Origin of the sequence: Geothermobacter hydrogeniphilus (genome assembly GCF_002093115.1) — a bacterium.
Taxonomy (GTDB): Bacteria; Desulfobacterota; Desulfuromonadia; order Desulfuromonadales; family Geothermobacteraceae; genus Geothermobacter_A; species Geothermobacter_A hydrogeniphilus.
The window spans coordinates 145,027-155,941 of sequence record NZ_NAAD01000005.1 but is presented as its reverse complement, the minus strand read 5'-3'; the positions used below and the strand labels follow the sequence as shown (position 1 = coordinate 155,941).

10 protein-coding genes are annotated in these 10,915 nt (G+C 61.8%); 9 read left to right on the top strand and 1 reads right to left on the bottom strand.

What is annotated here, in order from left to right; translation table 11 throughout:
* Positions 1–233: 233 nt before the first annotated feature.
* The 8 genes from B5V00_RS06240 to B5V00_RS06205 all read left to right on the top strand — a co-directional run bounded on the left by B5V00_RS06240 (position 234) and on the right by B5V00_RS06205 (position 9,064).
* The gene (locus tag B5V00_RS06240) at positions 234–596 is read left to right on the top strand and encodes a hypothetical protein (protein ID WP_085009902.1); all 363 of its coding nucleotides are present in this window, start codon (positions 234–236) and stop codon (positions 594–596) included.
* Positions 597–767: 171 nt separating this feature from the next.
* Positions 768–1,637 carry a branched-chain amino acid ABC transporter permease gene (locus tag B5V00_RS06235; protein WP_139800679.1) on the top strand — a complete coding sequence of 290 codons (870 nt, stop codon included), beginning with the start codon at positions 768–770 and terminating at the stop codon, positions 1,635–1,637.
* Between the two features lie 6 nt (positions 1,638–1,643).
* Positions 1,644–3,467, top strand: a complete 1,824-nt coding sequence (locus B5V00_RS06230) for a thiamine pyrophosphate-dependent enzyme (RefSeq protein WP_085009901.1) — start codon at positions 1,644–1,646, stop codon at positions 3,465–3,467.
* A complete protein-coding gene (locus tag B5V00_RS06225; protein ID WP_085009900.1) occupies positions 3,464–3,967 on the top strand; it encodes a 2-oxoacid:acceptor oxidoreductase family protein in 504 nt (167 codons plus the stop codon). Before B5V00_RS06230 ends, B5V00_RS06225 begins: the two co-directional genes overlap by 4 nt.
* The gene (locus tag B5V00_RS06220; RefSeq protein WP_085009899.1) at positions 3,967–4,965 is read left to right on the top strand and encodes a branched-chain amino acid ABC transporter permease; all 999 of its coding nucleotides are present in this window, start codon (positions 3,967–3,969) and stop codon (positions 4,963–4,965) included. The genes B5V00_RS06225 and B5V00_RS06220 overlap by 1 nt, the downstream gene beginning before the upstream one ends.
* On the top strand, positions 4,952–5,716 hold the full coding sequence (locus tag B5V00_RS06215) for an ABC transporter ATP-binding protein (RefSeq protein WP_085009898.1): 765 nt from the start codon (positions 4,952–4,954) through the stop codon (positions 5,714–5,716). Before B5V00_RS06220 ends, B5V00_RS06215 begins: the two co-directional genes overlap by 14 nt.
* A 2-nt stretch (positions 5,717–5,718) precedes the next feature.
* On the top strand, positions 5,719–7,809 hold the full coding sequence (locus tag B5V00_RS17515) for an ATP-binding cassette domain-containing protein (protein WP_085009897.1): 2,091 nt from the start codon (positions 5,719–5,721) through the stop codon (positions 7,807–7,809).
* 100 nt (positions 7,810–7,909) lie between these two features.
* Positions 7,910–9,064: an ABC transporter substrate-binding protein gene (locus B5V00_RS06205; protein ID WP_085009896.1), complete on the top strand. Its 1,155-nt coding sequence runs from the start codon at positions 7,910–7,912 to the stop codon at positions 9,062–9,064.
* 69 nt (positions 9,065–9,133) lie between these two features.
* Here B5V00_RS06205 and B5V00_RS06200 read toward each other — a convergent pair whose 3' ends face one another.
* Complete coding sequence (locus B5V00_RS06200) at positions 9,134–10,024, bottom strand: N-acetylmuramoyl-L-alanine amidase-like domain-containing protein (RefSeq protein WP_085009895.1); 891 nt, start codon at positions 10,022–10,024, stop codon at positions 9,134–9,136.
* 669 nt (positions 10,025–10,693) lie between these two features.
* Here B5V00_RS06200 and B5V00_RS06195 point away from each other — a divergent pair.
* Positions 10,694–10,894 (top strand): LD-carboxypeptidase, encoded by a 201-nt coding sequence (locus tag B5V00_RS06195; RefSeq protein WP_245803918.1) that lies wholly within the window; start codon positions 10,694–10,696, stop codon positions 10,892–10,894.
* Positions 10,895–10,915: the final 21 nt, after the last annotated feature.

The following is a 10,915-nucleotide window of genomic DNA, read 5'->3' as shown; positions in this document are numbered from 1 at the left end:
GGAGAGTGCAAGTGCTTGGTCTGAATGAGATTTTCAAAAATCTGAAGCGCACCCATAGGTTCGCTGGTGATTTTTGGGAAGCTCAGGCAGATCAATGACTTGTGCTGTCCGCCAACAAGGGACCCACTGATTCAGGACACTGTCACAGCACCACATCACCATCCGCGGTACAATGGAAACGAACGAAAGCCGGACGAAATATCGGCTCCTGATTCATCCGTGGAGGTACTGCAATGAAAAGCCTCACTCCGTTGTTACTGGCATTGCTGCTTACGGCCTGTTCCGGGGGCAGTTACCTGACCTGGCAGCATCCGTCAGGGCTGGGGGATAAGGAACGCCTGCAGGCCGAGAAAACCTGCGACGAGATCGTCCAGGACGAGACCTGGCGCAGCGTCGATTATCCACCCTATTACGGCAGATACTACAACCGATCCTACTACTACGGCTACCCCTTTGCCTACCGCCACAGCTTCGGCTACGGCTACTACGACTATCCGGGCTATGTCAGGGCCGCCCGAAGCGCCTTCCGCGTCTGCATGCGGGCCAAGGGCTGGCAGCAGGTTGAAAAACAGCGGGCGGTCGAAGCGGTCCATTGATTGACCAGCTGAAGGCTCCCGCGACAACCCGGATAGTCAACAGACTCCCGGATGTTTTCTTGACCTTCCAATCCGTGTACCCTACCCTGTCTTTTTCACAGGCCTGAATCTGTACGCCCCGTGTCGGTGGTCAGCGCACAGTCATGGATTCAGGACCGGGAGAAAATCTCCGTGCACACCACCCAGGACCTGCTGCAATTCATCTTCTCCGGACTCACCAGCGGGGCGGTCTACGCCCTGATCGCGCTGGGATTCTGTGTTGTCAGCAACACCATGGGGATTGTCAATTTCGTCCAGGTCGATTTCGTTTCGCTGGGCGGCATGCTGATGTTCTCAGCCCTGTTTACCGCCGGACTGCCGATGGTGCCGGGTCTGCTGCTGGCGGTGTCCGGGGTGGCCCTGGTGGCGATGCTGGTCGAACGGATCGGCCTGCGCCCTTCACGCTCCGACCATCACCTGGTGCTGATTTTCCTGACCGTCGGCCTGTCGATTATCCTGCGCGGCCTGATGAAACTGATCTGGGGCAAAAACCGCATGGCCCTGCCGCCATTGACCCCGGATGAACCGATCAGCATCCTCGGAGCAACGGTTCTTCCCCAGGCCCTGTGGCTGCTGCTGCTGACCTGTGTCGCCATCGGCCTGCTGACCTGGTTTTTTTACCGCACCTCGCTGGGGCTGTCGATGCGCGCCGTCGCCAGCAACCCGACCGCCGCCGCGGTGGTCGGCATCCCGCCGGGGCGGGTCAGGATGACCAGTTACGCAGTAGCCGGCGCCCTCGGCGGTCTGGCCGGCGTGCTGGTCACGCCGATCACCACCCTCAGCTATGATGTCGGGGTGCTGCTCGGATTGAAGGGGTTCGCCGCCGCCATCCTCGGCGGATTCGGCTCCTTTCCCGGGGCCATTCTCGGCGGCGTCGGCCTCGGGCTGCTGGAATCGCTGTCAGCCGGCTACCTGTCGAGCGCCTACAAGGACGTGGTGGCCTTCGTCGTGCTGCTGCTGGTGCTGTTTATCCGCCCGAAAGGGCTGTTGGGGAGGTCATAACCGAAAATGAAACAACAGATCGAACTGCTGATGGGCAACGAAGCCATCGGCCGGGGGCTGATCGAAGCCGGTTGCCAGATCGCCGCCGCCTATCCCGGCACTCCGTCGACAGAAATCCTGCAGGCAGTCATCGACCACCGGGAACAGGCAGAAGAGCCGTTGCACATCGAGTGGTCGGTAAACGAAAAGATTGCCTTTGAGGTCGCCCTGGCTGCCAGCTATACCGGCAAGCGTTCAGTCGCGGTGATGAAGCAGGTCGGCCTCAACGTCGCCGCCGACCCCTTCATGCGTACCGCCTACCTGGGCGTCAAGGGCGGGATGCTGACCATCGTCGCCGACGACCCCGGACCGCACAGTTCGCAGAATGAACAAGATACCCGCCTGTTCTGTCTGCAGGCCCGGGTCCCGGTCCTCGACCCCGCCAGTCCGGCTGAGGCAAAAGAACTGGTACCGCTGGCCTTTGAGCTGTCGGAAAAGTATGAAATGAACCTGGTGCTGCGGCCGACCACCCGCATCTGCCATTCACGCCAGAATGTTGAGCGGCAGAAGCCGCTCAAACTGGAACGCGGCGCCAACTTCGAGAAAGATCCGACCCGCTGGGCGGCAACCCCGGCCTTTCTCCCGCCGCTGCACCGCAGGCTCAACGCCGGGCTGGAGGAAATCGCCCGCGAGCCGGGGCTGCAGCCACGCCTGACGAAAGGGGACGGCAGCCGGCCACGCGTCGCCCTGGTCGCTTCGGGGATCGCCTGCGCTCACCTGGTCGACCTGCTCGACGAACTGGGCTTGAGCGGCCGGGTTGACCTTTTCCAGGTGCTGATGCCCTACCCGCTCAATCCCGAGTTCAGCGCCCGGTTGCGGCAGGACTACAGTCGGGTGCTGGTGCTGGAAGAAACCTACCCGGTCATCGAGCTGCAACTCGCCCACCCCGGCACGGTCGGCAAGCAGGACGGCGCCGTTCCGCGCGAGGGGGAGCTGGCCCCGGACATCATTCACCGGGTTCTGGCTGCGTTTCTCGACCTGCCCGCGCCGCCGGAACTGCCGGTGCAAAAACGTGGTCAGCGCCCCTCGCTCTGCCCCGGATGTCCGCATCGCGCCGCGTTCTACAGCATCAGGCAGTGTTTCCCCAAGGGCATTTTCCCGTCGGATATCGGCTGCTATACACTGGGCCTGAATCTCGGCGCGGTCGATACCGTTCACTGCATGGGGGCCTGCATCAGCCAGGGGGTCGGCTTTTACCAGGCCTATGCCCAGGACGGTGAGTTCCCGACCATTGTCGTCACCATCGGCGACTCGACCTTCTTTCATGCCGGCATCCCGGCATTGATCAACGCGGTGATCCAGCAGGCGCGTATCATCGTCGTGATTCTCGACAACGCCACCACCGCCATGACCGGCGGTCAGCCGGTGCCGCACCTGGGACTCGCCGCGGACGGCCGAAAGACCCGGGCGGTGGCCATCGAGCCCCTGGTCAGGGCCAGCGGGGTCGACTTCCTGGAAATCTGCGATCCCTACGACAAACCACGCTTCGAGAAGCTGCTCAGGCAGGCCGACAACTACATCCGCGGTGAGCAGGGCGGCGTAGCGGTGCTGATCTCGCGGCATGGCTGCATCATGGATCCCGCGGTCCGCAAGGCCCAGCCGAGCTGGCAGGTGAGCGTCATAGAAAGCTGCGTGGGCTGCCGTCGGTGCGTCGACGCCTTTGAGTGCCCGGCATTGTCGATGGACAGTGAACAGAATATCGCCCGGATCAACCCGGACCGCTGCATCGGCTGCGGCACCTGCATCCCGGTCTGCCCGGTCGACGCGATCGTCAGGGAGGAAACATCATGAAACAGCAGATCATCGTCAGCGGTATCGGCGGCCAGGGTGTGCTGTTTCTGACCCGGGTCATCGCCCAGGCGGCTGTCAATCGGGGTCTCCCGGTGCTGACCTCCGAAACCCACGGCATGGCCCAGCGCGGCGGCACTGTCCTCTCGACCATCAAGGTCGACAACTTTGCCAGCCCGCTGATCCGCGCCGGACAGGCGGACCTGGGCCTGTTGTTGTGGGAAGAGAACCTGTCAGTTCACCAGACGTTGATCAGGCCGGAAGGCGGGCTCTATCTCAATGCCGCTACAGCGGGACCGGGAGAACGGATCGACGCCTCGGCGATCGCCCGCGGATTGGGCAACGCGGTGCTGGCCAACCTGGTGCTGCTTGGACTGGCGGTCAGGAAGCAGGCGCTGTTCTGCTGTGTCGATGAATGTGAAACGGCGATCCGTCAGCTGGCACCACAAAAATTTGCCCGGCAGAACCTTGAAGCGTTTCATCAGGGATTGAATCATAACTAATGACCGACAAAGAGAAAATTCTCTACTTCATCTACCTGCACCGTACCGGCCTGACGGTCACCGCCCTGACCCTGGCGCTGGTTCTGTTTCCGCTGTATGAAGACAACCCCTACACCCTCGGCCTGACCAACCTGATCGCCATCTACGTGATCATTGTCGTCGGGCTCAACCTGTTCATCGGCTACGCCGGACAGATTTCGCTGGGCCACGCGGCCTTCTTCGGCCTCGGTGCCTACGGGTCGGCGATTGCGACCGTGACCTTCGGCCTGCCCGCCTGGCCGGCCATGGTCGGAGTCGCGCTGCTGGTCGCCCTGGTGGCGCTGCTGGTCGGAATTCCGACCCTGCGCCTCAGCGGCCATTACCTGGCCATGGCCACCCTCGGCTGCAACATCGTCGTTCACACCATCATGCTGCAGTGGGACCAGGTCACCGGCGGCCCGAGCGGCTTTCCCGGCATCCCCTTCCTGAGCATCGGCGGTTTTGTCTTCGATGATGAAGTCCGTCTGCATTACCTGCTCTGGAGCTTTGCCCTGCTGGCCCTGTTGCTGGCCCTGAACCTGGTACGCAGCGGGGTCGGCCGCGGCCTGGCGGCGCTGGCCGGAGATGAAACAGCCGCCGCCGCGCTGGGGGTCGATATCCGCCGCGCCAAGATCAAGGTCTTCGTCCTCTCGGCGGTCTTCGCCTCGATCGCCGGAAGCCTGTTTGCTCATTGCTACAGTTTCATCAGTCCCGATTCCTTCGATATTTTCGCCTCGACCGACCTGGCGATCATGGTCGTGGTCGGCGGCATGGGATCGATCTGGGGATCGCTGATCGGCGCCGGATTACTGACCCTGCTGCCGGAATGGATCGATGTCTTTGAAAACTACAAGGATCTTGTTCACGGACTGGTGCTGGTCCTGATCCTGATGTTTCTACCCCGCGGCCTGATGACCGGGTTGTATGAAATGATCAGGAATCGATGGGTTCTGAAGGGGCAGAAAAATGCTGCATCTTGACGCAGTCAGCAAAAAATTCGGCGGTCTGCCGGCCCTCGACCGGGTCGGTTTTTCCGTGCCGCGCGGGCAGGTGACAGCCCTGATCGGCCCGAACGGCGCGGGCAAAAGCACCCTGATCAACTGTGTCACCGGGGTCCTGGCGCCGACCTCGGGGTCAATCCGCTTTGCTGATCAACAGCTGGTTGGACAGCCGTCGCATGCCATCGCCCGTCTCGGCATCGCCCGCACATTTCAGAACCTGAAACTTTTTCCACGGCTTTCGGTCCTCGACAACGTTCTTACCGGTCTGACCTGCGAAGCGGGGCGCTCCCTGACCATGGCGATGCTGCGACTGCCCTACCTGCGGCACCGGGAACGCCGGCTGAAACTGCGCGCCCTTGAGGCCCTCGACCGCTTCGAGCTGGCCGACAAGGCCCGGTTGCCGGTGGCGGTACTGGCCTATGGTGACAAGAAACGGGTCGAACTGGCGCGCGCCTGTGTCTCCGAACCGCAACTGGTGCTGCTTGATGAACCGGTTGCCGGCCTCAATGTCGACGAAACCGCCGCTGTCGGCGAGCAGTTGAAGCGGCTGCGCGCCGCCGGCCAGACCCTGCTGCTGGTCGAACACGACATGGAACTGGTGATGGAGATCGCCGACCAGGTGGTGGTCCTCGACAGTGGACGCTGCATCGCCCGCGGCACCCCGGATGAGGTCCGCAGCAACCCGCTGGTACTGGAAGCCTACCTGGGACGGATGGAGGCAACGGCCTGAAGATGCTCAGGATTGAAAACCTCAACGCCCATTACGGCGCCGCCCAGGCGTTGTTCGACATCGACCTGGAAATGGCCGCCGGAGAAACCCTGGCGCTGGTCGGCGCCAACGGCGCCGGCAAGAGCACCCTGCTCAAGTGCATCATGGGTCTTCTCAGACCGAGTCAGGGACGCATTCTGCTGGAGGGTCGGGATGTGACCGCTGCCAGCCCGGCACAGATGGTGCGCAACGGCCTGGCCCTCTCCCCGGAGGGCCGGGAGGTCTTTCCCGATCTCAGCGTGCGGGAAAACCTGGAACTCGGCGCCCTGGTGCAGAAGCCGGGCAGGAAAGAGCTGCAGGCCCGCTGTGACGAAATCTACCAGCGCTTCCCCAGGCTGGGTGAACGCCGGGAACAGCCGGCCGGCACCCTCTCCGGCGGCGAGCAGCAGATGCTGGCGATGGGCCGGGCGCTGATGGCGCGACCGAAACTGCTGCTGCTCGATGAGCCGAGCCTCGGCCTGGCGCCGTTGATAACCGACGAGATCTTTGCCATTATTCATCAACTGGCCCGTGCCGGCACCAGCATCCTGCTGGTCGAGCAGAACGCCGCCCGTGCCCTGTCGGCGGCCGACAACGCCTGCCTGCTGGCCAACGGCCGGGTGGTCGAAAAAGGGGCTGCCCGCGAACTGCTGGGCGACCCGGTTTTGCGCGCGGCCTTCCTCGGCTCCGCCAGCAACAGCAATCCGGCCGCCAGCCGCCTGGGGGCGGCCGGCCTGACCAATATCCGTCTGGAGAAACCTGATATGCGACAGCAGAATTTCATGCCGGAGTTCAACTCGGAAGAAGAACTCAGGGACCACCAGCTACGCGGCCTGCAGTGGACCGTCCGCCACGCCTTTGAGGGCAGCGCTTTTTATCGAAACAGGCTCGATCAGGCCGGGATAAACCCGAACAGCATCCAATCCCTCGATGACCTGCGGCGGCTGCCCTTCACCACTGCCGACGACCTGCGTGAAGGCTACCCCTTCCCGCTGCGCTCGGTGCCCTTTGAACAGGTCGTACGTGTCCATGCCAGCTCCGGCACCACCGGCAAACGCAAAGTGCTGTGCTACACCCAGAAGGACCTGGATGACTGGACCCGGTTCTTCGCCCGCTGCTACCAGATGGCCGGGGTGACGCCCCTCGACCGGGTACAGATCGCGGTCGGCTACGGCGTCTGGACGGCGGGGATGGGCTTTCAGCTCGGCTGTGAAAAGGTCGGCGCCCTGGCGGTGCCGGTCGGACCCGGCAATATTGATATGCAGATCCAGTTCCTGCTCGATTTCCAGTCGACGGTCTTCTGCTCCACCGCCTCGATGGCGCTGCTGATGGCCGAAGAGATTCACCATCGCGGCATCGCCGACAAGATAGCGGTCAACAAGATCATCTACGGCTCCGAACGCTCCAGCCGTTCGATGCGCCGCAAGATCTCCGAACTGTTCGGCGGCGCCGAGCTGTTCGACATCACCGGCCTCACTGAACTCTATGGCCCCGGCACCGGCATCGAGTGCCGCGAGCATGACTGCATCCACTACTGGGGGGATTACTACATCCTCGAAATCCTCGATCCCGAAACCCTGCAACCGGTCCCGGAGGGTGAATGGGGTGAAATGGTGGTCACCACCCTGGCCAAGGAGGGCGCGCCGCTGATCCGCTACCGGACCCGCGACATCACCCGCATCATCCCCGGCAGGTGCGCCTGCGGTTCCCTGCTGCCGAGGCATTCACGGATCAAGGGACGCTCCGACGACACCATCAAGTTCCGCGGCGTCAACATCTATCCCTCAAGCATCGAAACCATCCTCTCCGCGGTCCCCGGCCTGGGGTCGGAATACCAGATCCACCTCACCCGCGGTGAAAGTTCGGGACGCGACCATATGCGTCTGGTTGTCGAACGGGCCGAGGGGGTCAGCCGGGAGCGGGGCGCGGAACTGATCCACGAGGCCGTCCACCAGATCAAGAAACAGTTGCTGGTCTCGGTGGACATTGAACTGGTCGACTACGGGGAGCTGCCCCGCTCGGAACGAAAAAGCCGGCGGGTGTTCGATACCCGGATCCAGGATGAGATTGTTTAACTTCGGCGGCTGGGCTATGGTATTGACAGGCCGGGTTGTTCACCGGCAGCCAACTCGTTGATTCCGGTTTAATTGAATTTTTTTGAAAAGGAGATCTGCAATGAAAAGAATGACGGGAATCCTGATCGCCCTGCTGCTGACGGCAACGCCGCTGCTGGCCGCTGACAGCATCAAGATCGGCGCCTTCTTCGATCAGTCCGGGCGCGCCGCCTTCATCGGCACCCCGACCAGACTGGTCGCCGAGATGGTGGTCGACAAGATCAATGCCGAGGGCGGCATCAACGGTAAAAAGCTGCAGCTGGTCCTCGCCGACACCGAAGCCAACCCGACCAAGGCGACATCCATCGCCAGGAAATTCATCTACAAGGAGCATGTCAGGGCGATCATCGGACCGACCCTGACCGACACCGGCATGAGCGTCAAGAAGGTCGTCCACAAGGGCCGAGTGCCGATCTTCATGACCGTGGGCGGTGACCCGGTGATCATGGGCGGCGACCGTTTCGGACCTTTTGACTGGGTGTTCAAATCCCCCCAGCGCTCCAGCATCGCCGTCGAGCGCCTGTTCATCTACCTGAAGAAAAAGGGCCTGACCAAAGTGGCGCTGCTGAACGCCGCCGACGGCTTCGGCAAGGACGGCGCCCGCTGGATGAAGAAGCTGGCTCCCAAATACGGCATCAAGATCGTCAGCCAGGAATCCTTCGGCACCCGCGACACCGACATGACCTCTCAGCTGACCAAGGCCCGCAACGCCAATCCCCAGGCGCTGATCGCCTGGACCATCGGACCGGCCGGATCGATCATCGCCAAGAACAAGGTCCAGCTCGGCATCGACCTGCCGCTCTTCCAGTGCCACGGCCTGCCCGACCCGAAATATATCGAACTGGCCGGCAAGGCCAGCGAAGGGGACCGGATGCCGGCGACCAAGCTGATGGTGGTGGACGAGCTGCCCGACAGTGATCCGCAGAAACCGGTCATTCAGGAGTTCATCCGCCTCTACAGGGAAAAGGGCTACGACAAGCAGTTCCCGATCAACACCCACTCCGGCTACGCCTGGGACGCGATCACCATCGTCGCCAACGCGATGAAGAAGGTCGGCACCGATCCCGAAAAACTGCGTGCCGCGATTGAGAACACCAGGGGCTACGTCGGGGTTTCCGGCACCTACAACATCACCCCGCAGGACCACAACGGCCTGGGCGTCGATTCGATGGTGATGGTCCAGGTCAAGAACGGCAGGTTCGTACTGGCCGAATGAGCCGACGCTCTGACAACACAGTCGGCCAATTCCACACCACAGCTACAAGACGCTGAATTTTTTATCAAATCAAGGCGCAGTCTCGATGAGCGCGGAGGCGTAGCGGCAGCTACGTCGCACAAGCGAAGCGGGCCTGCAACGCAGAGTTGATGAAAAAGCCGGCGTCCTGGCGCGGTAGACCACCAGCCCCGGTTTTCCCCGCAGGTACTCCGGCAGATCGACATCCACGACCCGCCTGACACCATCGCGCGAGGAGGCATGGCGCAGCAGGAAACGCTGTCCCTTCTTCACCAGCAGCCCGGTATGGCTGACATCGAGCCCCGCCTTATCGCTGTAGATGCCGACATAATCGCCCGCCTGCAGGGCTGCCAGGAGGTTGCCGTCAATGCTGCCCGCAGGGATATAGACGATCTCCCGCCGCGTGACGGAAATCCCCGGCAGCCAACGACCACCGTCATCCTTGAGATTGAGCTGCTTGACGACAACCCGGGACCTGCCCTGCCCCACGGTTGCGGTCACATCGTCAATCTCCGTACCGGCTACGGCGACCCAGTCGCTGAAAAAGTGTCGCCGGTTCTCATAGGCCACCTTGCCGCCGCGATAACGGACCTGTCGCAGCTGTACGGGGAAATCGGCCGGGTCCGCTGCGCGACGCAGGGCTTCAACCGTGTCAAGGAAGGTAAAACAGTCGAACCCCGCCAGGTTGATGACCAGCCGCTCCGCGGTCCGCGGCCCGCCGACCAGGCTGTGCGCGACATAGGGGGTCGCGAGGAAGTGGCTGGAGATGGCCACGATCTGCTCACCCGGCGACTCAAGCCGGTGTGCCGCCGTGATGATCCGCGCCAGTTCGGCATCGCTCCAGCGGCCGAGGTTGACCAGAGCCGAGTCGGCCGCCGGGGCAAGGCCGGGGAGCAGGCAAAGGATGAAAAGTATCGATTGAAGTCGTTTGAAAGGTGTCATCTTTGTCCATGGTGACGTTATACAGTTCTTTTGGCAACCTCCGATTTGCAATGACCTTTCTTATGATTTAAAAGGCCAAAATCCCGGGCTCGCGGGCCCGGACTCCGCCATACTCTTTTGCTCGCTCCAAAAGAGTATGCAGAAAAGGGCGTGTCCCAACTCTCCGCGCCTGCTGAGCAGGTTCCCGGCAGCGGCAAGATGAAAACCGGCTGCGCGAAAACTCGCTACGCTCAGACAGTTCGCGCAGCTGATCGGTTTTAATCCAGCCGCTCCCGGCGCTATGCCATGGGACGAAAGGCGAAGATCAAAAACCGAAGAAATCTGTAAGGTCTTTATCAACTGCTTATCCCGGGGCCCCATGTGAAGCCACCGAACAAGCGATTTTTCATCTTGCGGTGTGGCGAACAGGGTGAGCGCAGGATGAAAAGATCGCGCAGCGAGGGCACCCGATCGTCGGGTGGCTGAGGTTGGGGTGTCCTTCTTTTGCTTCCTTTTCTTGGACAAGCAAGAAAAGGAAGGCGCTGCCGGTCGCCACCGGCGATGTCTGCTTTAAAGGTCCTGAACCATCACTGCTCCCCAGCAATATCCTATTTTCTTGATGTCTTGAAGGCCAATTTTAAGTATGGTTACAGAATTGAACAAAATGTCCGACATCACGGAGATTTTCCCTTGAAGAACGTCTTCATCATCACCCCCAGCTACCTGATCCGGAAAAAACGCGACTTTGCCGCCGGCCTCCGGCAACTGTCGGCGCTCGGCTTCAACGTCGTCAACCCGCAGTTCCCCGAAACTCTCCCCTCGCCGCGGGAGAAGGCGGAGCAGCTCCACGCGGCGTTCGCCGATCCGGACATAGTTAAAGGTTTTTCTTAAAAAATAGAAACTAACTCGAAT